Source organism: Thioalkalivibrio sp. ALJ4, assembly GCF_000377225.1.
In the GTDB taxonomy this organism is placed as follows: Bacteria; Pseudomonadota; Gammaproteobacteria; order Ectothiorhodospirales; family Ectothiorhodospiraceae; genus Thioalkalivibrio.
Window position 1 is genome coordinate 152,063 of sequence record NZ_KB897920.1, and the last position, 24,147, is coordinate 176,209.

Consider the following 24,147-nt stretch of genomic DNA (forward strand, 5'->3'; position numbering starts at 1 on the left):
CGCACTAAGCTTCCCACCGTACTTTCACGAGGAGAGTTGTTATGACGAACCGTTCCCGGCCTCTCGCCGGTTTGATTGCCGCCGCCGCGCTTGCGCTCGCCAGTCCGCTGGTGATGGCCCAGGGCATGGGTCAGGAAGGCATGGGCCAGCAGGGGCAGCAGGAAGGCGGGGCCAACCCGCAAATGGAAATGCAGCAGCTGCAGCAGACCCTGGCCGAGACCCAGCAGCAGGCGATCGAGAACAACCCTGATCTGGAGCGCAAGGGCGAAGAGCTTGAGAACCTGGTGCTCGACAAAATGGAAGAGGCCGGTTACCAGCCCCGCCAGGATCTTGAAACCCTCGAAGGCGCCGAAGAACGCCTGCGCGACCCGGACCTGAGTGCCGAAGAGCGCCAGCAGGTAATCCAGTCCGAAGAGGTCCAGCAGGCGCAGATGAACCTGCAGGAGGCCCAGCAGGCTGTCGCGCAGGACGAGGAGGTCATCTCCGCTCAGGAATCGCTGCGCGAGGACCTGATGGCCGCGATGCGCGAAGAGAATCCGGACATCGATGACATCATCGCGCGTCTGGAAACCCTGCAGCAGGAAATGCAACAGGGCGGAAGCCCGGGCATGGCACCCCCGCAGTAAGCCACGCTGAAGCATACGCTGGAAGGCCCCGGTCGCCGCTGGTGACCGGGGCTTTTTTGTGCAGGGTTGGGCGCTCCAGCGAGTGCGATATATACCCTCAAGGCTATATATCGTATTGAATGCCTTTGATAGAAGAAAATAAGCCGACCTTCTATAATCTTCCCTCCCCTGACTGCGCCCGGCCCAACCCCGGGCCAGAGATGGCTGCCAATCACGTGACGACGGCCCTGGCAGCCATACAGCCCGGGTGCGCCAGGCACGCGGGATCGCTCGACTAGCCGTCGTCTTCGTCACGAACAGGCCAAGCGAGTACCGCCATGAATTCGATCCTGCTGCGCATCTTTCCGTTCCTGAGCTGGCGTCCCACCAAGGAAACGCTCAACGCGGATCTGATTGCGGGGATCTCGGTGGCCCTGGTCCTGATCCCGCAATCCATGGCCTATGCGCAACTGGCCGGTCTGCCTCCGGTGTACGGGCTCTATGCCTCGCTGCTGCCGGTGATGGTGGCCGCGCTGTGGGGTTCCTCGAATCAGCTCGCCACCGGCCCGGTGGCAGTGGTATCCCTGCTCACGGCATCGGCCCTGGTGCCGCTGGCGGCCGAGGGCTCATCCGAATTCATCATGCTGGCGATTGCTCTCGCCCTGATCGTGGGCGTAATCCAGCTGGTCATGGGCCTGTTCAAGCTGGGCGCGCTGGTCAGCTTCATCTCGCACCCGGTGATCGTCGGCTTTACCAACGCCGCCGCGATCATCATCGGGCTGTCCCAGATCAACAAGCTGCTGGGGGTACCGATCGACACCTCCGGCCACTTCCTTCTGGGTCTTTGGGGTGTCGTGCTGGAGCTGGGGCACACCCATTGGCCCACCCTCGCCTTCGGCCTGGGCGCGATCGCGCTGATGGTCGGCATGAAACGCGTCGCCCCGAAGATTCCGGGCGTGCTGGTCGCGGTGGTTGTCACCATCCTGGTCTCCTGGCTGATCGGGTACGAGCGCAAGGCCGACACGACGCTCGCACAAATTGCGCCTGGCGAGCTGGTCGAACTCGCCCAGCAGATCGAGGAGAAGCAGGGACAGGCGGCCAATCTGGATGACCGCGTGCGCGAACTGGAACTCGAGATTCAGGAGGCGGCCCGTGGCGATGCACCGGCCCTGCGCTTCGAGCAGGAGCAGGCCGCACTGCAGCGCGATGAACTGCGCGCCGAGCTCGCCCCACTGCGCGACGAGTTGCGCAACACAACGTTGCGCCGACTCCCGGCGACGGACGACGAACCCGAGCGCTTCATCGCCGATGACCACATGACGGATGCCGAACGCGAACGCGCCGAGCGCACCTCGTGGCGGATCGAGCAAGTGGACGGCGATGAGGTCTCGCTCAATGGTGGCGGCGCTGTCGTGGGCAACGTACCCCAGGGTCTGCCGTCAATCTCTGCACCAGAGATCACCTTCGGAACGATCACCACGCTCCTGACCACGGCCTTCGTGATCGCGCTGGTCGGCTTTACCGAGGCCATTGCGATCGCCAAAGCCATGGCCGCGCGCACCGGCCAGCGTCTGGACCCGAACAAGGAGCTGATGGGACAGGGCCTGGCCAACATCGCCGGCGGCTTTACACAGGGCTACCCCGTCAGCGGTTCGTTCTCGCGCTCGGCGGTCAACCTCAATTCGGGTGCACGCACCGGCCTGGCCTCGGTATTTACAGCCGTGCTTATCGGGATCGCATTGCTCTTCCTGACGCCCCTGATCTACCACCTGCCGCAATCGGTACTGGCGGCGATCATCATGATGGCCGTGGTCGGGCTGATTAACTTCAAGGCAATCAAGCACGCCTGGGTGGCCAACAAGCATGACGGGGCGGCCGCGGTGGTCACCTTCATCGCCACCCTGGCGATGGCCCCGAATCTCGACTACGGCATCTTGATGGGTGCCGGTCTGGCCATCGTGCTGTACCTGTACCGCACCATGCAGCCGCGCGTATGCGAACTGGCCCGCTACGACGACGGGACGCTTCGCGAGGCCCAGCGCTACGGGCTGGAGACCAACGAGAAGGTCGGCCTGATGCGCTTCGACGGCTCGCTGTACTTCGCCAACGTCCCCTACTTCGAGGACGCGGTACTGGACCTGGTCGCGCGCCACCCACAGGCCAAGTATCTGATCGTGGTGGGCAAGGGCATCAACGAGATCGACGCCTCCGGCGAGGAAGTGATCCACCAGCTGGTGCACCGCCTGAAGGCGCGCGGCATCACCCTGGTCTTCGCCGGCGTGAAGGCACAGGTCCTGGAGGTGATACAGCGCACCGGGCTCGAGGACATTATCGGCAAGGACAACATCTTCAAGTCCACCGACCACGCGGTTAAGGAGATCTCCGAACGCGTGGGTGAGCCAATCAAGTGATCGCCAAAGCCCACGCCACGGACGGCGAAAAGGGCTGCACCCACCGGCGTCAATCGCTACACTGAGCAGGTTACGAACCCAAGAGGAGTTGACCCGTGTCCCGAGACCAGATCGTTCGCTCGAGTCGCAATCCGTCCAGCACCGGTTCCATCAGCGAGACCATCTCGACCAACAAGGTCATCCGCCAGACCTACATGCTGCTGTCGGTGACGCTGGCATTCAGCGCCGTGATGGCCTTCGTGGCGATGGCTGTGGGCGCCCCGGCGGTGCACTGGCTGGTCCTGCTGGCGGTCCTGATTGGCGGCCCGTTCGCCATCCATGCCGCTCGCAATTCCGCGCTCGGACTGGTGCTGACCTTCGCCTTCACCGGCGTGCTGGGCTTCTTCCTCGGCCCGATCCTGAGCATGTACCTGGGCCTGCCCAACGGGCCGCAGATCGTCGGCAATGCCTTTACCGCCACGGCGGTCGCCTTTGTCGCGCTGTCCGGCTATGCCCTGGCCACCAAGAAGGACTTCAGCTTCCTGGGTGGCTTCCTGGTGGTCGGCCTGATCGTCGCCCTGCTGGCGATCGTCGCGAACATCTTCCTGGCGATCCCGGCGCTGTCGCTGACCATCTCGGCGGCCGTGGTGCTGCTGCTGTCGGCGGCGATCCTGTTCGACACCAGCCGCATGATCCACGACCCGGAGGCCAACTACATCATGATGACGGTCTCGCTGTACGCGAACCTCTATGTGATGTTCCTCCACCTGCTGAACCTGTTCCACGCCTTCATGGGCGACAACTAACAGTCGCAGGCCGACAGGCAAGCGATTCGGGCCCCGCGATGCGGGGCCCTTTTGTTGGGAAACACTGATCAATGTACACGCTCGCGTTGGTACCCCAGGTTTTCCGAGGCAAGCCGCATCGTGCGGTCGGTAGTGATCCTGTCCGCAAGCGTCGCAACACCGTTTCGCCTGGTAAACGCCATGACTGAACTGCGACACGGGGTATTTCTCGACCTGTCCACGGTGGATCGCGACGACCTGGACCTCACCCCCCTGCGCGAGGCCCTTCCCGAGTGGGACCTGCACCCGCGCACAGACCCCGACGAGATCGCCGCCCGCATCGCCAGTGCCGAGGTTGTGGTCACCAACAAGGTGGTGCTCGACGAGTCGCTGCTGGCCGCGGCCGCAAACCTGCAGCTGGTCTGCGCGGCGGCCACCGGCACCAACAATATCGATGTCGCCGCCGCGAACCGGGCGGGCATCACGGTCAGCAATGCCCGCGACTATGCGACAGACTCCGTGGTACAGCATGTCTTTGCCCTGCTGCTGACGCTGGTCACGCGGCTGGACGACTACCGCGCCGATATTCGCGCCGGCCACTGGAGCGCGTCCGATCAGTTCTGTCTGCTGGATCACCCGATCCGGACCCTGGCGGGCATGCGTCTGGGCATCATCGGCCATGGCGTACTGGGCCAGGCCACGGCACGCGTCGCCCGGGCCTTCGGCATGCAGGTTCAGGTGGCCGCAAGCCTGCGCAAGGCGGTGCCCTCGCCTGCGGATGACGCGGATCGAATCCCGCTGCCCGAGCTCCTGGCGACCAGCGACGTGGTCAGCCTGCATTGCCCGTTGTCCCCCGAAACCCGCCACCTGATCGACGACAACGCACTGCGGCAGATGCCCACTGGGTCAATCCTGCTCAATACCGCCCGTGGCGGCCTGGTCGATCCCGAGGCCCTCGCGCGGCATTTGCGAGCGGGCCACCTGGGCGGTGCCGGCATCGACGTCCTGGAGCCCGAGCCCCCGCCCGCAGACCACCCCCTGCTGGCAGCGGACATCCCGAACCTTGTGCTGACGCCACATACGGCCTGGGCGGCCCGCGGTGCCCGTCAGCACGTGATCGAGGAGGTCGCAGCCAACATCCACTCTTTCGCCCAGGGACAGCCCCGCCATGTCGTCAGCTGACCCATCCCGCACCGACCACGAACTGATCGCGCGGATCGAGGCGCTGGAAGTTCGCCTGGCGCATCAGGAATACACCCAGGAAGAGCAGGCCCGCGTCCAGCACGAGCTCCAGCAGGACAACCAGGAACTGCGCCGCCAGCTCCAGTGGCTCCGCGACCGGTTGCGGGAACTCGAGGACCAGGGTGGCGGCCCCGGAGACGGCAACGAGCCGCCTCCGCCGCACTACTGACCGTGACCCTTCAAGTCCGCGCAGAACCCGGGCAGGAGGCCCGAGGCCGGGAGATCGACCACTACCTGAGAGCCCACGGCTATCGCCACCTGGGCGAGGCGCCCCTGGTACTGGAGGTCGGCGCGCACGGGCTGTCGCTGATCCGCGAGGAGGGTCGACGCGAACTGCGTCTGCATCTGGACTTTGCCACCGGCCGTCAGGGATATCGTCTGGCCCATAGCGGGCATCAGCGAGAGGGCCTGATCCGGGCCATGGGCAACATCCCGCGAGACAGCCATGTGGTGGACGCCACCGCCGGCCTGGGGCGCGATACGCTGCTGCTGGCCGCGCACGGCTTCCGCGTGGATGCCTGGGAACGCCACCCGGTCGTCTACCTGCTGCTGGCGGATGCCCTGCAGCGCGCCGCCCATGACGAGGCGCTGGCCCCGATTGTCGAGCGCATCACGCTGCACGCGGGCCTGGCCACGCCAGCGACCCTGGGCACACCGCCCGTCGCCGCCGTGTTCGATCCCATGTTTCCGGAGCGGGCCAAGCGCGCCGCGGTCAAGAAGGACATGCAGCTGACCCAGGCCCTGATGGAGGGCGCCCCGGACCCCGACCCGGAAACCACGCTGCAGCGTCTGCGCGAGGCGGCCACGCGGCGGGTCGTCGTCAAGCGGCCCCTGCATGCCCCTGCCCTGGGTCCCGACACGCCCCAGGGCAGCGTCCGGGGCAAGAGCGTACGCTTCGACGTCTACGCACCCACCGTGCACGCCTGAATCCGGCCTCCGGGCCCGCCCACGCGCGCCTCACCGATCACGAACCACCCAGAATCAGCCTGTCGTCTCCGGAGAAACGGTACTCGGGGATCGGCAGATTGCGCCGGGCGTCCTGCCCGTCATACACCCGTCCGGCGGCGTCATAGCGGCCCCCACGGCAGCGATCGACGAACCCGCCGGACCAGTCCTCCGCCGCGTCCGGGTGCACCAGGTCCAGCTCGCAGCCGAGATCGGTGCTCTCGCCGATCACGACCAGCCACTCCGGCCGCAGACTACGCAGCGGCAGTTCCAGCCCGTCTGGCTGCTGGCCCCGGCGGGCGCGTGGATCGACCAGCTCGTCATCCTCGCCCAGCGCCTGTTGGAGAGCCGGGTCACGGTGCAGGACCAGGATGCGCCGACCCTCCCAGTCCAGCCGCTTGAGCTCGCCGGGGGCGATCGTATCCAGCTCCACGACGCGGCGCTCGGTCTCCCCGCCCCCCAGCATGGACAGGGCGTAGCTCGCAAGGACACCGGCGAACATCACCACCCCGCCCAGCACCATCAGCTTCATCAGGACGCGGATCCGTATTCGATTCAGGCTTTCGCCCGCGGGCTGCATCGTGAGTACTCCGGTCTGTAAAGAATGTGCTTTGCGCCTGGCCGGCGTGCCTCTACACTACGCGCATGACTACAGCCAGACGCTCCGGACGCCGCCACTACATCGGCATCCACAATGACTTGTACGGCGGCATGACGCCGGTCGGCAATATTATCCGCGATGCCTGGGTCTTCGGCTTCCTGCCGGAGACCGAGACCTGCGAGGGGTGGGACCTCGGGCGCATCCAGCAGCTGCACGACCAGGTCAACGCCGAGTGGGACAAGTACGACCTGCGCATCGCCAACCTCCCGCCCGAGCTTCGCGAGCGCCACACGCGCATCCACGATGCAGCGATCGAGCGTGCCCGCGAGCACGGCTGGATCCCCGGGAAGGACTACGACAGCGAGATGGGCGACGACGCCTAGCCCAGGGAAACACTGATGCCAGGTACGGAGACCGAGCCGATGATCCGCGCCCTAGTCGTGATCGGGGCCCTGCTCGCCGCCATCGCGGTGGTGCTCGGTGCCTTCGGCGCACATGCCCTGCAAGAACGATTGTCCGAGCGCGCGCTGGCCACCTGGGACACCGGCGTCCAGTATCACTTCATCCATGCCCTCGCCCTGCTGCTACTGGCAGCGCTGTGGTCGCACCTGGCCAGCGGCTGGGCCACCGCCAGCGCGGTGGCCTTCGTGCTCGGCATCCTGCTCTTTGCCGGCAGCCTGTATGCCCTGGCACTGGGCGCCCCGCGCGTACTGGGGGCCATCGCGCCACTGGGCGGCACCGCCTTCATCCTCGGCTGGCTGGGCCTGGCCATCGCCGCCTGGCGAGCATAAGAAGACGTTGACCCCGTCCGGAACGCCGACATCGCTTCCTTCAGCGCTTCCTCCTTTATACTGCCCGCGCCACAAGCATCGACCGAACCGAGAGACCCATGAGCCAGCCCTCCTTCGCCGTATTTGCCGAACAGACCCTCGACGAGATCTACAACCGCCTGAGCGACCAGGACGGTCTCGACGACCTGGACATCGACCTGATCGACGGTGTCCTGACCCTCGAGTTCGAGGACGGGGCGCAGATGATCCTGAACCGCCAGGAGGCTGCGCAGCAGATCTGGCTGTCCTCGCCCGAGGGCCCGGCTCACTTCGGCTACAACGAGGACGAAGATGCCTGGCTGGATGACCGTAACGGGGACGACCTGCACGAGACCGTGGCCCGCGTGATCGGGCAGAAGCTGGGCGTACGCGTCGAGCTCTAGGGAGACGCTGGTTTAATCGCACGTCCGCGTTGGTGCCCCCTGTTTTCCGAGACAAGGCGCGTCGTGTAGCGGGTAGTGGTTCTACCCGCCCGTTTTTGATGAATGCGGGGCGCAACGCAGGATCGGGGAACAGGGGGCACCAACGCGGACGTGCGATTAAACCAGCGTCTCCCTAGTCTCGGCCCGACCGGCCGTCTTCACCCTCCTGCGACGACGCCTCCGGAGATCCCTCCTCATCCAGCGCCCGCAGGTGGGCCTCCAGCTCCGCCAGCACCGGATGCGGCCGGTCCTCTTCCAGCGCGTTATCCAGTGCCCGGGTCGCTTCCAGCGCCTGGGGGTCCCCTCGCAGCGGCATGCGCGCGATCCCCAGCGCCAGCATGCGGAACTGGCGAAACACCAGGTAGCTGACGGTCGCGGTGATCAGCGCCGCCCACATCTGCTCCTGAAACCAAAGCCAGACGGCGATCCCGTAGCCGCTGAAGGTCAGCACAAAGATCCCCAGCGCGACACGATGAGCGCGGGCCACAATGGCCTCCAGCACATCGCGATTGCGCACGACGAAGTCACGTTCGAAATGCATGCAGTTCGGTCCTCGGCCGCCTAGGGAAACGCTGATTCATGTACACGCTCGCGCTCGAGTCGCTTTTGCGTGCGAACAAGGCGCGGTGACCGCCGTGCAGTCATTCTGCACAAGGGAACCGCAACGCCGGGCGCGCGCCCGTTGTCATCAAAAACGGGCGGCCGAGCCCCTTGGGGTTGGCACCCCCGGTTCCCCGATCCTGCGTTGCGGCCCTTGCCGGTAGAACCGCTACCGGCTGCGCACCGCGCCTTCTCTCGGAAAACCGGGGGTGCCAACGCGAGTGTGTACATGAATCAGCGTTTCCCTAACGGCTATGGTTGCTGGGCGCGCCAGCGTTCGAAGGTTGGATAGTCCTCATAGCCGCGCGTGAGCACATAGTCCATCACGTTGCGCAGCCGGTTCAGGTGCACGACCGAATCAATGCGGATGATCTCCTCGCCCGTCTCGTCGAAGAAGATCAGAGTCGGCGCCCAGTGCACGTCCAGTTCCGCCGCCCAGTCGCGCGGGTTGGTTCGTTGACCGTCCGGGGTCAGTACCGGCGTGTCACTGTCCTCGGCGTCCAGCTGGACGGCATCCATCAGGGCGATGCGGTCCAGCACCTCGTCTTCCTGCAACGGTTCGGTATGCAGGATATCGCAGGCATGGCAGGCCTCGCGCTCGAAGAACACCACCAGGGGCCGTTGCGCGGGGATCTTGCTGCGATCCAGCGCATAGGGCTCGTTGACAAAGAAGTCGCGCTCGTTGATGTCGTCCGTGTCGAACTTGGGCGGAGGGTCGGCGCGGTCGAGATAATCACGAAAACTCATTTCGCGGTCGTGACGCTCCGTCACGAAGTCGAGCAGCGCGCGGAATCGATACGGCGGGTAGTATCCCCGCATCTGGTGGATGCGTTCGCCGTCAGCATCATAGAAAGCAATTGAAGGGGTGAAGTTAAGCCGCTGTTCCGAGGCATATTCGCGTTCGAATTTGACCTCCCCGTCCAGCCCGGTCACCTCGCGGTCGCCGAGCACGTCGATCGCCACCACATCGAAGTTGTCCGACAGCTGCGCGCGAATGTCCTCTTTCTCGAAATTCACCTCGAACAGCTGTTCGCAGTACGGGCAGTCGTCCATCCCGTAGTACACGGCCAGCCCCTGCTTGCCGCGCTCCACGGCACGTTCCAGGTCCTCCGGCAGATCGAGAAAGCTCAGCTCGAACCAGTCCGGTGCGTGCAGGCCGATGATCCGCGGTGAATCGTCGAAATCGAAGCCCTCCTCGATCTCGGCCTGCGCCCACAGCGGCCAGCAAAGCAGCAGCACCAGCAGACTGACGAACGCAGTTGGCTTTCCGATTTGGCTCACATCCACCCCGCCTGAATCAACTTACTGTTCAGACGGCGGTTTCAGGACCGAGGTTCCACCGAGATAGGGACGCAGCCGCTCCGGGACCGTGATCGAGCCGTCGGCCTGCTGGTGATTCTCGAGCAGGGCGACCAGGGCACGACCCACCGCGACACCGGACCCGTTGATGGTATGCACCAGCTCGGGCTTGCTGCCTGCTTCCGGACGGAAGCGGGCCTGCATACGCCGCGCTTGGAAGGCCTCGAAATTGGAGCACGAGGAGATCTCGCGGTAGGCCTGCTGGCCCGGCAACCAGACCTCCAGGTCATAGGTGCGCGCGGCCGCAAAGCCCATGTCGCCGGTACTCAGCAGCATTACGCGATAGGGCAGCTCCAGTGCCTGCAGCACCGTCTCCGCGTGCCCGAGCAGCTCTTCCAGGGCCGCGCCGGACTGTTCCGGATGCACCACCTGCACCAGCTCCACCTTCTCGAACTGGTGCTGGCGGATCAGGCCGCGCACGTCACGCCCGTAGCTGCCCGCCTCCGAGCGGAAGCACGGGGTGTGGGCGGTCATCTTCAGCGGGAGCGCGCCGGCCTCGAGGATCTGCTCGCGCACCAGGTTGGTCAGCGTGACCTCGGCGGTCGGGATCAGCCGGAAACGCTGGTCGCAGTCCACCGAGAACAGGTCCTCATCGAACTTGGGCAGCTGGCCCGTCCCCTCCAGGGACTCCGGATTCGCCAGGTACGGGACATAGGTTTCCTGGTAGCCATGCTGCTGGGTGTGCAGGTCGAGCATGAACTGGGTCAACGCGCGGTGCAGACGCGCCATCTCGCCGCGCATCACCACGAAGCGGGAGCCGGCCACGCGTACCGCCGCCTCGAAATCCAGCCAGCCGCCGGGCAGGCCCAGGTCCACGTGGTCGCGGGGGGTGAAATCGAACTCGCGCGGGGTGCCCTCGCGGCGCACCTCGACGTTCGCCTCCTCGTCCTTGCCGACGGGCACGTCCTTCTGCGGCAGGTTCGGGATGCGCATCAGCAGCGCGTCCAGCTCCTGCTGCACGCCATGCAGGTCGGCCTCGCACTGCTTGAGTTCATCACCCAGACGACCGACCTCGGCCTTCAGGGGCTCGATATCCTCGCCCCGCGCCTTGGCCTGCCCGATCCCCTTGGAGCGGGTATTACGCTCGTTCTGGAGTTCCTGGGTACGAACCTGAAGGTCCTTGCGCCGCGCTTCCAGCGTCTCGAAGCGCTCGCGGTCGAGCTCGAAGCCGCGGCTGGCCAGGGCCGCCACGGTCGCGTCCAGGTCCTGGCGCAGACTGCGAATATCCAGCATGTCGGTAATCCGTTCACAAACGACCGGGAAGTCTACGGTCGCGGCCGCGCCCCGTCCATGGCCGGGCCGTCAGGCCCGTCCGGCCTCAGCCGCGTGACGCAGCGGCATTCCAGCGACGCCCCTGCACGCTACCCAGCCATACGCCCGCCAGCCACAGCACCAGGGATACGGACACATACAGCGCCGCACGTCCGGGATCGCCCGTCTCCAGCAACCACAGGCTCTCCAGGCTGAACACCGAAAACGTCGTAAAGCCCCCGCAGAAGCCGGCCAGGACAAACTGGCGGCTCACCGGATCGGCGGGCCGGCAACCCTCCGGGGCACTGATCACGGCGTAAAGCCCAATCAGCCAGGAGCCGGCCACATTCACCGCCAGCGTGTCCCAGGGAAACCCGGTTCCCATCAGGTGCAGCCCGGTCCACGACAGGCCATAGCGCGCCATGCTGCCCAGCGCGGCCCCCAGGGCGACGAACGCGGACAGGCGCAGCGAGTAGCCCGTCATGCCGCACCACCCGCGACGCGGCCCAGCGCATGGCCGATATACACCAGCGCCAGCCCACCACCCAGTGTGAGCAGGACGTAGGCGATCGCCGGGCGCCAGCCGTCGCGTTCCGCAACACCCAACGTCTGCAGGCTGAACGAGGAGACCGTGGTGAAACTGCCGAGCACCCCCACCACCAGCAACAACCAGAGCCAGCGCGCTCCGGAGGGGTCCGCCACCAGCCCGATCGTCACGCCGATCAGCAGCGCGCCCGAGGCGTTCACGACCAGCGTCCCCCACGGGAAACGGCCTCCGGTGCGGTTATCAATCCACTGCGACAGCCAGAAGCGCGCCAGCCCTCCCAGCGCGCCCCCTGCCCCCACCAGCACAAGGCCCTCCCACCAGTCGATCATGACGGCATTGTCTGTGCCCGCAGTCGGCCTGTCGAGCATTTGCATTCGGCGCACCGATTCAGCGCCCTCCGCGGATCTGTTCAAATACAACTTGGCCATGCTTCGGCACACGCTAGTGCGCCTGTTCATCGACAAGCCCTGACACATCGCCTTTCCCGGCGCATGATTAGGACAACCGGAAGCAATGTACAGCCGCCATCCGTCAGGGATACACATGAGCGATCGCGAACCAGACCGCGACTGGCACAGCCGGGGCGTCGACCAGACCCTGGATGCCCTTGGCACCAACGCTGACGGCCTGGATAGCGAAACCGCCCACCAGCGGCTGGAAAAACACGGGTACAACCGGCTGCCCCAGCCGCCACGCCGTGGACCGCTGATGCGCTTTCTGGGGCAGTTTCACAACATACTGATCTACGTACTGATCGCCGCAGCCGTTGGCACAGCGCTCCTTGGTCACTGGCTGGATACTGGCGTAATCCTCGGGGTGGTGCTGATCAATGCCACCATCGGCCACATCCAGGAGGGCAATGCCGAAAAGGCCCTCGAAGCCATCCGCGGGATGCTCTCGCCCCAGGCGCAAGTCCTGCGGGAGGGGCAACGCCGCAGCATTCCCGCCGAGAAGCTCGTCCCCGGCGATATCGTCTATCTGCAGGCCGGAGACCGAGTCCCGGCTGATCTGCGCTTGATCGGGGCGCACAATATGCGGGTCGACGAGGCCACGCTGACCGGCGAGTCGATCGCCAGCGACAAACAGACCGACCCCGTGGACAGCGACGCCGATCTTGGCGACCGTCAGTCCATGGCCTACTCCGGGACCCTGGTCGCCTTCGGCCAGGGGCGCGGCGTAGTGGTGGCCACGGGCGCCAATACCGAGATCGGCCGCATCTCCACCCTGCTTGGCGAAGTGGAGAGCGTCACCACTCCGCTGCTTCAGCAGATCGCCCAGTTTGGCCGCTGGTTGTCAGTCGCGATTGGCGTGCTGGCGGCACTCACCTTTGCATTCGGCTTCTGGGTGCGCGACTACGACCTGGTAGAGACCTTTCTCGCTGCAGCCAGCCTTGCCGTTGCGGCGATTCCCGAGGGGCTGCCAGCGATCATGACCATCACCCTGGCGATCGGGGTTCAGCGGATGGCTGCCCGTCACGCGATCATCCGCCGCCTGCCGGCGGTCGAGACCCTGGGCTCGGTTACCACCATCTGCTCGGACAAGACCGGCACCCTCACCCGTAACGAGATGACGGTAAAGAGCATCATCACCACCCAGGCAGAGTACGAACTGGGCGGGGTGGGCTACGAGCCGCACGGCGGGGTCACCCGCGACGGCCAGGAGGCCGATCCGGAGACCGATCCCCTGCTGGCCGAGACCTTGCGCGGCATCCTGCTGTGCAACGACGCCGAGGTCTATCTCAAGGGCGACCAGTGGACCATGGAAGGCGACCCGACCGAAGGCGCCCTGATCACCGCGGCGATGAAGGGCGGGCTGGAGCCGAAGCTCGTGAACAAGGAATTTGTGCGCGACGACGTGATCCCGTTCGAATCATCCTACAAGTTCATGGCCACCCTGCACCACGATCATGAGGGGCACGCCTTCCTCTTCCTCAAGGGCGCGCCGGAACGCGTACTGGCGCTGTGCAGCCACCAGCGCACCGACGATGAGGATGAGCCGCTGGACACCGAACACTGGCAACAGTGGATGGATGATGTCGCCTCCCGCGGTCAGCGCCTGCTCGCTCTCGCTACCAAACGCATGGAAAGGCACTGCCGAGAACTCGAGTTCGACGACATCGAGAACGGAGGCCTCACCCTGGTTGCTGTCTGCGGAATCATCGACCCTCCGCGAGAAGAGGCAATCGAAGCGGTGGCTCACTGTCAGAGAGCCGGGATCCGCGTGAAGATGATCACCGGCGATCACGGCGTCACCGCACGGGCGATCGCCGACGAACTGGGCATCAGCACCGAAGGCGGTGTCGTGGTCGGCCACGAACTGGACGACACCTCGGACGATGACCTCCAGGCGATGGTCCAGCGGGTCGACGTATTTGCCCGCACCACACCGGAGCACAAGCTGCGGCTCGTTCGCGCGATTCAGAGCCACGGCGACGTGGTAGCAATGACCGGTGACGGCGTAAACGACACCCCTGCACTCAAACGCGCCGATGTTGGCGTGGCCATGGGACTGAAGGGTACCGAGGCCGCACGCGAGGCCTCCGCAATGGTGCTGGCCGACGACAACTTCGTCTCCATCGCCAATGCGGTCGAGGAAGGCCGCACGGTCTATGACAACCTGAAAAAGGCGATCATGTTCCTGCTGCCCAGCAACGGGGGACTGGCCTTTACGATCGTCGCTGCCATTTTGCTGGGTCTGACCTTGCCGCTAACCCCGGTGCAGGTCCTGTGGGTCAACATGGTCAGTGCGGTTACCCTCGGCCTGGCGCTGGCCTTCGAACCGACCGAGCCGGGCGTGATGCAACGCCCTCCTCGCCCGCCCAATACGCCTATCTTGTCCGGCTTCCTGCTCTGGCGCGTCAGTTTCGTGTCCACCCTGCTGGTCGCCGGTGCCTTTGGCCACTTCCTGTGGCTGGAGCAGCAGGGGGCCGAACACGAGTTTGCCCGTACGGTGGCCATCAACACCCTGGTCATGGGGCAGCTGTTCTTCATGCTTACCAGCCGCTCTCTTCTGGCGCCCGCTCTCAGCCATGCAAGCCTCGTCGCCAGCCGACCGGCCCTGATCGCAATCGGGATCCTGATCGTGCTCCAGAGCCTCTTTACCTATGCCCCGCCACTGCAACTCCTGTTCGGCACCACCGCCATCGGACCGCAAGAGTGGCTGCGCATCCTCGCGTTCGGCCTGATCCTCTTTACCCTGGTGGAGCTCGAGAAGGCCCTGTTGCGCCGCAGGGGCTTCAACCCGCACCAGTAAAGGAGCCCCGAGCCGGCAGCCGGCCGCGGCCGCCCCCGTCCGCGACTGGCTCACGCAGGACAGCCCGCCGGGGCCCGCGTACGCCTCCCGTGATGAAGGGCCAGAGTTTGCAATCGGCCCACCTGTTTTGTATCCGGACGGCGTGTTTTTGGATATTTCTTTACCTATTATCCGGTACATCGAAGTCAACACCCCGACGGGCAGCCAACAGCGCCAACCAAGGTCGAGACAATGATCGAGACGCAGTGGCTGATCCCTCTCCTCCCCTTCCTCTCGGCATTACTCGTCCATCTGTTCGGTGCCCGACTCGGCAAACGGGTCGCACGGCTGAGCGTGGGCATCAACCTGCTCGTCGTGCTGGTGGCCGCTTTCCAGCTGATCGCCTACATCGCCAGAGACACAGGGCCGCAATGGACGGTCATGGCCGGCGGCTGGGGCAGTCTGCAGATCGACCCGCTGAGCGCGATCATGGCGCTGGTCGTCGCCGGCATCAGCCTGGTGGTCCACATCTATTCGATCCGCTACATGATCGAGGAGCCGGGGTACGCGCGCTTTTTCATGTTGCTGGATCTGATGACCGGCTCGATCCTGCTGATGGTCATGGCCGGCGATCTGATCACCCTGCTGGTGGCCTGGCATCTGATCGGCGTCTTTCTCTATTTCCTGCTGGCGCACAACACCGAACCCGTTAACGCGCAGCGCTACGCGTTCTGGACGTTCATTACCTATCGCCTGGGTGACCTGCCGCTGGTACTGGCCGCGATGGTGCTCTTCCAGGCCTACGGGGCGCTGGACTTCCCCACCCTGTTCGCCCGGATCGAAGCGGCGCCGGACGCCCGTACGTTCCTGGACCTGCCGGTGGCCGGAACCGTGGCCTTCCTGGTGGCGCTGGCGGCCTTTGCCAAATCCGCCCAGTTCCCGCTGCACACCTGGCTGCCCTATTCCATGGAGGGACCGACACCGGTTTCGGCATTGATGCACGCGGGTATCGTCAACGCCGGCGGCATCATCATCAATCGCTTCGCGCCGGTATTCGTCCACAGCAGCGAGGTCCTGCATCTGCTGTTCATCGTGGGCCTGTTCACGGCGGTACTCGGTTCGATGCTGATGCTCGCGCAGAACGACATCAAGAAGTCGCTGGGCTATTCCACCGTGGGCCAGATGGGCTTCATGATCATGGAGACCGGTGCGGGTGCGTTCGCGCTGGCGATCTTCCACCTGATTGCCCACGGGCTGTTCAAGGGCACGCTGTTCCTGGGTGCCGGCAAGGTAATTGGCGCCGCGCGCAAGCACGACGGCGTGCCGAACGACCCGCTCTACGACTTTCTGGTCGAACGCAAGTCGGCCCCGGCCCGACTGCCATGGCTGTTGATCGGGGCTGCGATGCTGATCGTGCCGCTGGTGATCCTGGTGCTCGCACACTACTGGGTGGCCCCGGACTTCTTCCAGAAACAGGGCGCGATCGTGCTCCTGTTCTTTGGCTGGATCACGGGCGTCCAGGTGCTGTTCGCCACGCACCGGCTGGATACCGGCAATCCCTTGCGCATGATGGCCCTGATCGTCCTGTCATTCGCGGTGATCGTGGTCGGCTACAGCTTTGTCGGGCACAGCTTCGAGAGCTTCCTGTATCCGGATGCCGAGTTCCGCGAAGCGCTTTATACCGCGGCAGGCATCGACCAGATCACCTTCGGTGTGCTGATCGCGCTACTGGCGCTGGTCATGGTGGCCGGGTGGATGGGCGCCTATCTGACCCACGTGCGCCGCCAGCGGGTCGACAGGGAACATGGACGCACCTGGCTGACGCTGTACTCGCTGTTCTCCCGCGAGTTCTACGTCGCCGAGCTCTACACTCGCATGACGGTCTCGCTGCTGGCGGGTTCCCGGCGCCTGAATCTCTGGCTGAGGTGGGGTTGAGATGTCCGCTCTGCTGATCCTCGTCGCGGCATTCTTCCTGCCACTGTTCCCGATGAGCCTGGCGTTCAATGCGCTGGCTGCGCGCATCAGCAACACCTACGTGCAGGTGGCGCTTTTCGTGGCCTGGCCGCAGATCGGCGTGGCACTGATCCTGTGGGGTGATATCGCACCATTCGCTGGAGTGCTTGTCGTCTGGGCGACCCTGAGTGCGATCCTGTACGCCTTTCGCCTGTTGACCATCCGCGACGTCGGGCGCTGGGCGGCCTTGCTGGCCAGCTCCACTTGGCCCCTGGTGTGGCTGTTCGCCTTGCAGCGGCCGGCTGAGACGGACGTGATCGGCTTCGCCCTCGCGATGACAGCCGCCCCGTTGCTGATGCTCCTGGTACGCGATGCGCTTGTTCGACGACTGGAGACCGCCTATACCGGACTGCATGGCGGGCTGGCGCGGGATCTCCCCCGCCTGTCGGGCATGATCGTGGTAGCCACGCTCTCCGCAATGGCCCTGCCACTGTTCCCCGGCTTCTTCGCTCTGCTGACACTGCTGGGTGGTGCCACGCCCGGGGTTGCCCTCGGGGTCCTGCTGACCTGGTTGCTGTGGAGCTGGGCAGGGGCGCGGCTGCTGCAAGGAACAGTGTTCGGGCCGCGCAGTGGCGCCATCGCCGAGGACCTGCCGGCCACATCGATATGGGCCTTCGCCGGACTGGTGGCATTGCTGGTGGTATCCGGACTGCTGTGGACTGGAGGTGCCCCGTGAAGCTGACCCTCGGACGTAAGCTCAAGATCCGCTCGATGGTGCGCATGGCGGCCGAGCCGATTCCCAACTTCTGGCCCATGCGCACCTTCATCCATCACAACCCGCTTCACGGGCTGGAGAACTTGCCGTTCCCGGACGCGATCCGGCGCGGTGAAGAGCTGTTCCACGGGCGGGGATTCCTGCCCCGAGCCGACTACCAGCGACTGTTCCGCGAAGGCCGCGTGGACCGCGACACCCTCGAGGCGCGCGTCGATGCCACTCTTGAGAGCCACCCGGCCCTTAGGGCGATCGGCGGGCTCGACCTGCTCTGCACGCTGCTGACCGAATGCCATGATCCGGTCATCACGCCGCGCACGCTCGCCGATGCCGACGACGTGGCGGCCGCCCTGAACGGTCGCGAACACACACCCTCTGCGACGGATACCGGGATACTCGCGGACCGGCTGCACGCCGCGTTTCCGGCTATGCGGCCGCTCTACGAGGCGCTCGATTCAGTGTTCGGCACACGTATCGGGCTCACGCTGGACGAACAGCTGATCAGGATCTGCCTGGACTACTTCGACGAAGGTCAGTCGGCATGGCAGATGCCCGGCCGCGAACAAGGCCTGTTCGCCGCGTGGAAGAGTGTCGTCCATCACCATCCGCGCCTGTTCCTGCGCGGCCAGCACACTCACAAAATCCTGGCGGAGTGTGACAGTCCCGAGGCGATCATCGCCCATGTCCTGGACGCGATCGGGATCCCCGAAGAGGCCTGGCCCGATCTGATCGTTCACGAACTGACTCGCCTGCACGGCTGGGCCGGCTTCATCCGCTGGCGCTCGACGGCAAGCCACTACCACTGGGCACGCGAACATCCGGCCGACCTGATCGATTTCCTGGCTATCCGCCTGGTGCTCGCGCTGTCGCTGATCCGCGAACATGGCCGTCGGCACAAGTTGCCCGGTGACCGCAAGGCGCTCGAGGCCTTCCTGACCGAGCGACCCGGCGAGGCCTACCTGCGCCACGAACTGTTCACCGGGGCAATACTGCCGACTCAGGCCGAGATCGTCGAAGACGTTATCGCGCGTGGCAGGCCGGCCGAGATCGCCCGGCAGCTGGACCATTACCTGCCGGCCAAACGCCACGCGGAAAGTCGCGACCAGGCCCGCGCGCTTCACGCCCTGGCGTCGCTCGCCGGGAATCCCGCGCTGTTTGACGGGCTCGAGCGCGGACCGCTTGCCGCCGTGCTGGAACAGCTGGGCGAGTTCGAGCGGCACGAGGGTATGGTCTGGCTGGAGGCCATGGAGGCGACCTACCGCCGCAGCGTTCTGTCCGGCCTGCGACTCGACCCGCCCGCACCGCGCGAAAAACGCCCGTTCGCGCAGCTGCTGTTCTGCATCGACGTGCGTTCCGAACGTGTCCGGCGTCAACTCGAGACCATCGGCGACTACCAGACCTACGGCATTGCCGGCTTCTTCGGGGTACCAGTGAGCTTCATCGCGCTCGGCAAGGGCAGCGAGGATCACCTCTGCCCGGTCGTGGTCACGCCGAAAAACCTCGTGCTGGAGGTGACCACGGGCGCCGAGCAGCTGGACCTGGACCTGTACTCCTCGGCGGAATACCTGCTGCACGACCTGAAGCACTCCGTGCTGTCGCCGTATTTCACCGTCGAGGCCATTGGTCTGCTCTTCGGATTCGACATGATTGGCAAAACCGTCGCGCCGGCGGCCTACCACCGATGGCGCAACAAGATCGAGTCGGACCAGCCCTCGACCCGCCTGATGGTCGACAAACTTACCCGTGAACAGGCGGATTCGGTGGTTCGCGCCCAGCAGCGGGTCATCATCGTCCAGGCGATTCATCAGCAGTTCGACATCGAGCGCGAAGCGATCACCGACTCCATGATCCGCGAGTTGCGCGAGACGGCAATGGGAAACAGCAGCGAACAGACCGTCTTCGCCCGCGAATTCGGCCTGAGCGAGAGTGCGGAGTCGGAGTTCATCGCGACCTTGCGGAACGACTATCGGATCAACCGTTCCTATGCCCATATGCAGCTCGAGCGACTGGGACGAATCGGCTTTTCCCTCGAAGAGCAGGCCTACTTTGTCGCCCAGGCGCTCCGCTCCATCGGCCTGACCGAACAGTTCTCGCGTTTCATCATCCTCACGGGGCACGGCAGCCAGTCGGACAACAACCCCTACGAATCGGCCCTGGACTGCGGCGCCTGCGGCGGCAGCCACGGTATCGTCAGCGCGCGAGTGCTCGCACACATGGGCAACAAGCCCGAGGTTCGACGGCGGCTGCGAACCCAGGGCATCGACATCCCCGATGACGCCTGGTTTCTGCCCGCCATGCACAACACCACATCCGACGAGATCCGGCTGCATGACCTCGACCTGCTGCCGGCCAGCCACCTGGTCTATCTCGAGCGCCTGCGCAACGGCCTGCGCGCCGCCACGCGCCGAACGGCACGCGAGCGGCTGCAGACCCTGGAACCGGATCTCGAGGACGCCCCCGATACCATAACGGCCGCTCGGCAGGCACGACGCAACACGGTCGACTGGGCCCAGGTGCGCCCCGAATGGGGTCTGGCACGCAATGCGGGCTTCATCATCGGCCGGCGACACCTGACCGCGGCGAGCGACCTGCAGGGCCGCACGTTCCTGCATTCCTACGACTATCGCGTCGACCCCAAAGGCCGACTGCTGGAAAGCATTCTGACCGGCCCGCTGATCGTCGCCCAGTGGATCAACATGGAGCACTATTTCTCGGCGGTCGACAACGAACGCTACGGCTCCGGCAGCAAGGCCTACCATAACGTCGCCTGTCGCGTCGGGGTCATGACCGGCAACCTCTCGGACCTGCGCACCGGCCTGCCCGCCCAGACCGTACTCTACGACGGGCTGCCCTACCACGACCCGATCCGGTTGCTGGCCCTGATCGAGGCCCCGCTCTCCCATGCGCGCCGGGCCATTGAAAACGTGCCCAAGGTCCGGAGCCTGATTGCGAATGGCTGGGTACTGTGCGTCATCCTCGACCCGGAAACCGACCGGCTGTACCGATTCGTCGACGGCGACTGGCGCGAGGAACCCCCGCCCCGTTCCACACAAGATGCGGCCGACCGACCTGCCGTGGAGGAAAACCGCGCATGAACGACCTGAATCTCAAATCACTGAAGAAGATCGAGATCATTCTCGAAGGCGAACACCAGGCGTTTGCCACCGATCTGCTGGATCGGGCGGGCGTCAAGGGCTACACCATCATCGGCAATCTCTCCGGCAAGGGTAGCCAGGGCTTCCACTCGGGGCACCTGATGTTCAACGAGGACGAAGTCCTGATCATGATCATCGCGGCGATCCCCGAAGAACTGGTCGAACCGATCCTCGAAGGGTTCACGCCCTTCTTCAACCAGCACAGCGGTGTTGTCTTCATCTCCGACATCCAGGTCAGCCGCCTGGTGAAGTTCAAGGGCTGAGATCGAGCGCCTTGCCTTGAGCACACGGGTCGGCGACCACCACGGACGCCCCCTCACGACCGTGGTAGCCGAACATCACCTCCTCAGTGCCCATGGAGCCGGTTTTCGCCCGTGCGCTCAATGCCGCACTTCTCGTCCAGTGCAGAGTTGTCGTCCGCGTCGACGGGCATCGTCAGCGGACCCTCTCCCGGGACCCCAAGCAGCGTGGCAATGACCACCGTGGGCTCATCCCGGCTGGGGTTGTAGGCCGTGTGCACACTGTCCCCGGGATCGACCAGGGCCATGCCGGGTTCAAGCTCGCGCCTTACACAGTCCTCCGCGAACATGAATACGAATTCACCTTCCGTGACCATGATGAGTACCGTCCCCGGATGGGTATGCCAGGGAAACACGGCCCCCGGCTGGATGGTGAACTCGAATACGCTGACATTCGATGCGTCTTCAATGTCGAAGGTCTTCCTGGGCAAACCGTCGAGCTCCTGCGTGATCTGCATCGAGACTTCGCCGCTAAAGGCGTGACGTTCGGTCAATGGCTTGGCCGTGATCGGATCGGGGTCCGCGTGTGCCAGTGGCGTGGCCAGGAGCACCAGCAGCGTAAACGCCGTGAGGGATATGGCGGCTCTGGTCCTGGCACGGAATCCGGGATTGTTCATGACATTCTCCTTTGGGTCTGTTTGGGGCGAGCACTCCCCGACAGCGGCACCCTCGGCGCCGTATGTCGCACACGCACTCCGTGCGGCTTGATGTGGAAGGACTCGACTGGCGATCGATTCGCATGTGAGTGTCATCGTCGGCTCCCCTTGGTTTGGGCTGCGATGGGTTACGGCAAGACAAGGCACGCCGTGAGATCAGCATTGCGAAGCGGAGGCCGACCCCGCTAGTTCAGAAAATGAACCGGAAAACACCCGGTGGCGGAGCCATAATTGGGAAAATGGCTGCGGAGAAGCGCCATGACCGACCGAACGGGATACAGTCAGTTCTGCCCTGTGGCAAAGGCGGCGGAGATCCTGACAACGCGCTGGACCCCGCTGGTTCTGCGTGAGTTGATCAGTGGGTCCTCAGGTTTCAACGAGATCCATCGCGGCGTGCCGCTGATGTCGCGTGCACTGCTGGCCCGCCGTCTGCGGGACCTGATTGCGAGCGGCGTCGTAGTCCGAGAACACGCGGACTATCGCCTGACGGAGGCCGGCGAGGCCCTGGGCCCGGTGATCATCTCGATGGGCCTGTGGGGGCGGCGCTGGGTGGAAAGCGCAGCCGACGGCCCCGACTGGGACGCAGGCGTACTCATGTGGGACATGCGCCGGCGCATCGATACCGCGGCTCTTCCCTCGGGGCGGACCGTCGTCCAGTTCGACTACAGCGACGCGCCGCCCGAACTTCGACGCTGGTGGCTACTGATCGAAGACGATGATGTCGACCTCTGCCAGTCCGACCCCGGATTCGAGGTCGACCTGTACATCGCCACAACCGTGCGGGTGCTGGGCCCGGTCTGGATCGGCCAGCGCCCCCTCGCGCCGGCCATCGAACGCAGGGATATTCGGGTTCTCGGAAGACTGGAGCTGGAACGCAGCATCGGGCGCTGGATGAAGCTGTCAGTCATTGCCGAACAGGCGGCAAGGTCGCCCCCCACAAGAACGGCCCCTGACGCCACCACCGGGATGAACCTGAAACACTGACCAGCGGTCCAGACCTCGTCCCTCTACCGAATTCCCGTCGGGCTGTCGCCACCAGTATTCCATCGCAAAGCTGGCAGTCTTCAGCATGTCTCGCTCAGCGGTTGGCCCCAACGGGACGCCCAGCACGGGCCGCGATTGGCTTGCCCGCGCAGACCGTACTTTGCAACGGCTTGCCCCACTCCGACCCAATTGCCCGCTGACCCTCACCGAGCCGCGTTCGCACACGCACGCGGAGCCATCGACAGCGTGCCCAGGATCCGGAGCCTTATCGACAACGGCCGAATACTGATCATGATCATCGCTGCGATCCCCGAAACACTAGTCGGGCTCGAGAAAACAGAGCTGCGCCGGCGCGGCTTCAACCCCCACCAACAGGGATACTACCGGGCCGTTTCAGCCGCATCGCGCCTGCCAGCCAGGCGGTAACCCCATGCACTGATAACTCGCGACAAGCGAACGATACAGCCGCTCGCACGATGGCTTGACCGGTCTGTGGACCTCAATCCTCGTCGAGAGCGGCAAAGCCTTCGGCCAGATGATCGATCAGCCCGCGCACGGCCGGCAGCTGACCGCGCCGCGACGGGAACACCGCATGCACGATCTCGCGCGGCGGGGCCCAGCCGTCCAGCACCGGCAGCAGGCGGCCATCCGCCAGCTCCGTGGTCATCATCATGGTCGGCAACTGCACGATACCGACCCCGTGGCAGGCGGCAATCCGCAGGGCCGTCATGCTGCGCGTGACCAGCCGCGGCTGGTGGGCAATCCAGGCCTCGCCACCGTCGGGCCCGACAAGATGCCATTGGTAGCGTGCCTGCGGCCGGCTCAGTGCGAGGCTGGGGAGGTCTGCGAGGTCCGCCGGCACCCGCGGCGAGCCCTCACGCTGAAGCAGGTCGGGGCTCGCCACCAGCCGCTGGGCCCGGTCGGCCAGGACGCGCAGGACAAGCTCGCTGTCCTCCAGCGGCGGCGGCTCCACGCGGATGGCGATATCGAAGCCTTCCTCGATGACATCCACGCGGCGGTTGGTCGCATCCAGGTGCAGCTGCACCCGCGGGTAACGGCGCTGGTATTCCGCCAGCATGGTCGCCACCCGGGCATCCAGCAGCGCGACCGGACAGCTCAGCTTGACCGTGCCACAGGGCTCGTCGCGCAGGCCGTCGATAGCGTCCTGCGCGGCCTCCGCCTGCACCAGCATGGCCTTGCAGAAGCCATGGTAGACGCGCCCGATCTCGGTGACGCCGACCTGCCGGGTGGAGCGATGCAACAGGCGCACCCCCAGGCGTTCTTCCAGCGCCGCGATCCGGCGACTGAGCTTGGACTTGGGCTCGCCCAGTGCCCGTGCAGCTGGGGCAAACCCGCCGTGTTCGACCACGCGGGCGAAATAGTAGAGATCGTTGAGGTCCTGCATCTTCATCGTTCCGATTATGGAACGGTGAGTGTAATTTTTGCGTACTACCAGCGCCACCGTCCTGCTGCCAGGATTCTCGTCAGGTCACCAACCACGGCCTTTCGAGGAGGACGAC

23 protein-coding genes are annotated in these 24,147 nt (G+C 65.1%); 15 read left to right on the forward strand and 8 right to left on the reverse strand.

The genetic code is table 11. The features are described 5' to 3' along the window. The first annotated feature begins 41 nt into the window (after positions 1–41). The 6 genes from C936_RS0112215 to C936_RS0112240 all read left to right on the forward strand — a co-directional run bounded on the left by C936_RS0112215 (position 42) and on the right by C936_RS0112240 (position 5,949). Positions 42–626, forward strand: coding sequence for a hypothetical protein (locus C936_RS0112215; RefSeq protein ID WP_018139180.1), 585 nt, complete (start codon positions 42–44; stop codon positions 624–626). 317 nt (positions 627–943) lie between these two features. Then, the gene (locus tag C936_RS0112220) at positions 944–3,016 is read left to right on the forward strand and encodes a SulP family inorganic anion transporter (protein ID WP_018649354.1); all 2,073 of its coding nucleotides are present in this window, start codon (positions 944–946) and stop codon (positions 3,014–3,016) included. A gap of 95 nt (positions 3,017–3,111) precedes the next feature. After that, on the forward strand, positions 3,112–3,801 hold the full coding sequence (locus C936_RS0112225; protein ID WP_018139182.1) for a Bax inhibitor-1/YccA family protein: 690 nt from the start codon (positions 3,112–3,114) through the stop codon (positions 3,799–3,801). Between the two features lie 180 nt (positions 3,802–3,981). Further along, positions 3,982–4,962: a D-2-hydroxyacid dehydrogenase gene (locus C936_RS0112230; RefSeq protein ID WP_018649353.1), complete on the forward strand. Its 981-nt coding sequence runs from the start codon at positions 3,982–3,984 to the stop codon at positions 4,960–4,962. After that, the gene (locus C936_RS14775) at positions 4,949–5,191 is read left to right on the forward strand and encodes a SlyX family protein (protein WP_081601215.1); all 243 of its coding nucleotides are present in this window, start codon (positions 4,949–4,951) and stop codon (positions 5,189–5,191) included. Before C936_RS0112230 ends, C936_RS14775 begins: the two co-directional genes overlap by 14 nt. A 2-nt stretch (positions 5,192–5,193) precedes the next feature. Continuing rightward, entirely contained in the window at positions 5,194–5,949 is a 756-nt protein-coding gene (locus C936_RS0112240; protein WP_018174446.1) for a class I SAM-dependent methyltransferase, read from the forward strand. Between the two features lie 37 nt (positions 5,950–5,986). Here C936_RS0112240 and C936_RS0112245 read toward each other — a convergent pair whose 3' ends face one another. Next, positions 5,987–6,547 carry a hypothetical protein gene (locus C936_RS0112245; RefSeq protein ID WP_018139186.1) on the reverse strand — a complete coding sequence of 187 codons (561 nt, stop codon included), beginning with the start codon at positions 6,545–6,547 and terminating at the stop codon, positions 5,987–5,989. A 131-nt stretch (positions 6,548–6,678) separates the two neighbouring features. On the opposite strand from C936_RS0112245, the gene C936_RS0112250 reads away from it, so the two are divergent. The 3 genes from C936_RS0112250 to cyaY all read left to right on the forward strand — a co-directional run bounded on the left by C936_RS0112250 (position 6,679) and on the right by cyaY (position 7,781). Continuing rightward, positions 6,679–6,951, forward strand: a complete 273-nt coding sequence (locus C936_RS0112250; protein WP_018139187.1) for a hypothetical protein — start codon at positions 6,679–6,681, stop codon at positions 6,949–6,951. 15 nt (positions 6,952–6,966) lie between these two features. Next, positions 6,967–7,359, forward strand: coding sequence for a DUF423 domain-containing protein (locus tag C936_RS0112255; RefSeq protein ID WP_018174445.1), 393 nt, complete (start codon positions 6,967–6,969; stop codon positions 7,357–7,359). Positions 7,360–7,457: 98 nt separating this feature from the next. Next, complete coding sequence (cyaY, locus tag C936_RS0112260; RefSeq protein ID WP_012982299.1) at positions 7,458–7,781, forward strand: iron donor protein CyaY; 324 nt, start codon at positions 7,458–7,460, stop codon at positions 7,779–7,781. A gap of 172 nt (positions 7,782–7,953) precedes the next feature. Here the strand turns inward: cyaY and C936_RS0112265 are convergent, their stop codons facing one another. From C936_RS0112265 to C936_RS0112285, 5 genes are all read right to left on the reverse strand, one after another. Next, complete coding sequence (locus C936_RS0112265; RefSeq protein WP_018139189.1) at positions 7,954–8,361, reverse strand: hypothetical protein; 408 nt, start codon at positions 8,359–8,361, stop codon at positions 7,954–7,956. Positions 8,362–8,672: 311 nt separating this feature from the next. Further along, positions 8,673–9,701 carry a thioredoxin fold domain-containing protein gene (locus C936_RS0112270; RefSeq protein WP_018174444.1) on the reverse strand — a complete coding sequence of 343 codons (1,029 nt, stop codon included), beginning with the start codon at positions 9,699–9,701 and terminating at the stop codon, positions 8,673–8,675. A 21-nt stretch (positions 9,702–9,722) separates the two neighbouring features. Beyond that, positions 9,723–11,012 (reverse strand): serine--tRNA ligase, encoded by a 1,290-nt coding sequence (serS, locus tag C936_RS0112275; RefSeq protein ID WP_018649352.1) that lies wholly within the window; start codon positions 11,010–11,012, stop codon positions 9,723–9,725. An 85-nt stretch (positions 11,013–11,097) separates the two neighbouring features. Next, positions 11,098–11,514 (reverse strand): fluoride efflux transporter CrcB, encoded by a 417-nt coding sequence (crcB, locus tag C936_RS0112280; protein WP_018138819.1) that lies wholly within the window; start codon positions 11,512–11,514, stop codon positions 11,098–11,100. Beyond that, positions 11,511–11,945 carry a CrcB family protein gene (locus tag C936_RS0112285; RefSeq protein ID WP_018138820.1) on the reverse strand — a complete coding sequence of 145 codons (435 nt, stop codon included), beginning with the start codon at positions 11,943–11,945 and terminating at the stop codon, positions 11,511–11,513. The genes crcB and C936_RS0112285 overlap by 4 nt, the downstream gene beginning before the upstream one ends. A 175-nt stretch (positions 11,946–12,120) precedes the next feature. Here C936_RS0112285 and C936_RS0112290 point away from each other — a divergent pair, with 175 nt between their 5' ends. The 5 genes from C936_RS0112290 to C936_RS0112310 all read left to right on the forward strand — a co-directional run bounded on the left by C936_RS0112290 (position 12,121) and on the right by C936_RS0112310 (position 20,951). After that, entirely contained in the window at positions 12,121–14,829 is a 2,709-nt protein-coding gene (locus tag C936_RS0112290; RefSeq protein WP_018649351.1) for a cation-transporting P-type ATPase, read from the forward strand. A 231-nt stretch (positions 14,830–15,060) separates the two neighbouring features. Continuing rightward, the gene (locus C936_RS0112295; protein ID WP_018138822.1) at positions 15,061–16,743 is read left to right on the forward strand and encodes an NADH-quinone oxidoreductase subunit L; all 1,683 of its coding nucleotides are present in this window, start codon (positions 15,061–15,063) and stop codon (positions 16,741–16,743) included. A 1-nt stretch (position 16,744) separates the two neighbouring features. Further along, complete coding sequence (locus C936_RS0112300) at positions 16,745–17,497, forward strand: hypothetical protein (protein ID WP_018174442.1); 753 nt, start codon at positions 16,745–16,747, stop codon at positions 17,495–17,497. After that, on the forward strand, positions 17,494–20,628 hold the full coding sequence (locus tag C936_RS0112305) for a DUF2309 domain-containing protein (RefSeq protein ID WP_018649350.1): 3,135 nt from the start codon (positions 17,494–17,496) through the stop codon (positions 20,626–20,628). Before C936_RS0112300 ends, C936_RS0112305 begins: the two co-directional genes overlap by 4 nt. After that, positions 20,625–20,951: a P-II family nitrogen regulator gene (locus tag C936_RS0112310; protein WP_018174440.1), complete on the forward strand. Its 327-nt coding sequence runs from the start codon at positions 20,625–20,627 to the stop codon at positions 20,949–20,951. The genes C936_RS0112305 and C936_RS0112310 overlap by 4 nt, the downstream gene beginning before the upstream one ends. Before the next feature lie 83 nt (positions 20,952–21,034). Here the strand turns inward: C936_RS0112310 and C936_RS0112315 are convergent, their stop codons facing one another. Next, a complete protein-coding gene (locus tag C936_RS0112315; RefSeq protein ID WP_018174439.1) occupies positions 21,035–21,604 on the reverse strand; it encodes a cupin domain-containing protein in 570 nt (189 codons plus the stop codon). Between the two features lie 297 nt (positions 21,605–21,901). Here C936_RS0112315 and C936_RS0112320 point away from each other — a divergent pair, with 297 nt between their 5' ends. Continuing rightward, on the forward strand, positions 21,902–22,627 hold the full coding sequence (locus C936_RS0112320) for a helix-turn-helix domain-containing protein (protein ID WP_018138827.1): 726 nt from the start codon (positions 21,902–21,904) through the stop codon (positions 22,625–22,627). A gap of 499 nt (positions 22,628–23,126) precedes the next feature. Here C936_RS0112320 and C936_RS0112325 read toward each other — a convergent pair whose 3' ends face one another. Next, positions 23,127–24,038: a LysR family transcriptional regulator gene (locus C936_RS0112325; RefSeq protein ID WP_018174438.1), complete on the reverse strand. Its 912-nt coding sequence runs from the start codon at positions 24,036–24,038 to the stop codon at positions 23,127–23,129. Positions 24,039–24,147: the final 109 nt, after the last annotated feature.

What these genes read in the sequence shown, in the direction of transcription:
- C936_RS0112290 (WP_018649351.1), top strand. Translation starts at nt 12,121, where the DNA reads ATGAGCGATCGCGAACCAGACCGCGACTGGCACAGCCGGGGCGTCGAC.
- C936_RS0112285 (WP_018138820.1), bottom strand. Translation starts at nt 11,945, where the DNA reads ATGCTCGACAGGCCGACTGCGGGCACAGACAATGCCGTCATGATCGAC.
- C936_RS0112320 (WP_018138827.1), top strand. Translation starts at nt 21,902, where the DNA reads ATGACCGACCGAACGGGATACAGTCAGTTCTGCCCTGTGGCAAAGGCG.
- C936_RS0112255 (WP_018174445.1), top strand. Translation starts at nt 6,967, where the DNA reads ATGCCAGGTACGGAGACCGAGCCGATGATCCGCGCCCTAGTCGTGATC.
- C936_RS0112325 (WP_018174438.1), bottom strand. Translation starts at nt 24,038, where the DNA reads ATGAAGATGCAGGACCTCAACGATCTCTACTATTTCGCCCGCGTGGTC.
- C936_RS0112220 (WP_018649354.1), top strand. Translation starts at nt 944, where the DNA reads ATGAATTCGATCCTGCTGCGCATCTTTCCGTTCCTGAGCTGGCGTCCC.
- C936_RS0112245 (WP_018139186.1), bottom strand. Translation starts at nt 6,547, where the DNA reads ATGCAGCCCGCGGGCGAAAGCCTGAATCGAATACGGATCCGCGTCCTG.
- C936_RS0112295 (WP_018138822.1), top strand. Translation starts at nt 15,061, where the DNA reads ATGATCGAGACGCAGTGGCTGATCCCTCTCCTCCCCTTCCTCTCGGCA.
- C936_RS0112315 (WP_018174439.1), bottom strand. Translation starts at nt 21,604, where the DNA reads ATGAACAATCCCGGATTCCGTGCCAGGACCAGAGCCGCCATATCCCTC.
- C936_RS0112215 (WP_018139180.1), top strand. Translation starts at nt 42, where the DNA reads ATGACGAACCGTTCCCGGCCTCTCGCCGGTTTGATTGCCGCCGCCGCG.
- serS (WP_018649352.1), bottom strand. Translation starts at nt 11,012, where the DNA reads ATGCTGGATATTCGCAGTCTGCGCCAGGACCTGGACGCGACCGTGGCG.
- C936_RS0112310 (WP_018174440.1), top strand. Translation starts at nt 20,625, where the DNA reads ATGAACGACCTGAATCTCAAATCACTGAAGAAGATCGAGATCATTCTC.
- C936_RS0112250 (WP_018139187.1), top strand. Translation starts at nt 6,679, where the DNA reads ATGACGCCGGTCGGCAATATTATCCGCGATGCCTGGGTCTTCGGCTTC.
- C936_RS0112265 (WP_018139189.1), bottom strand. Translation starts at nt 8,361, where the DNA reads ATGCATTTCGAACGTGACTTCGTCGTGCGCAATCGCGATGTGCTGGAG.
- crcB (WP_018138819.1), bottom strand. Translation starts at nt 11,514, where the DNA reads ATGACGGGCTACTCGCTGCGCCTGTCCGCGTTCGTCGCCCTGGGGGCC.
- C936_RS0112300 (WP_018174442.1), top strand. Translation starts at nt 16,745, where the DNA reads ATGTCCGCTCTGCTGATCCTCGTCGCGGCATTCTTCCTGCCACTGTTC.
- C936_RS14775 (WP_081601215.1), top strand. Translation starts at nt 4,949, where the DNA reads ATGTCGTCAGCTGACCCATCCCGCACCGACCACGAACTGATCGCGCGG.
- cyaY (WP_012982299.1), top strand. Translation starts at nt 7,458, where the DNA reads ATGAGCCAGCCCTCCTTCGCCGTATTTGCCGAACAGACCCTCGACGAG.
- C936_RS0112230 (WP_018649353.1), top strand. Translation starts at nt 3,982, where the DNA reads ATGACTGAACTGCGACACGGGGTATTTCTCGACCTGTCCACGGTGGAT.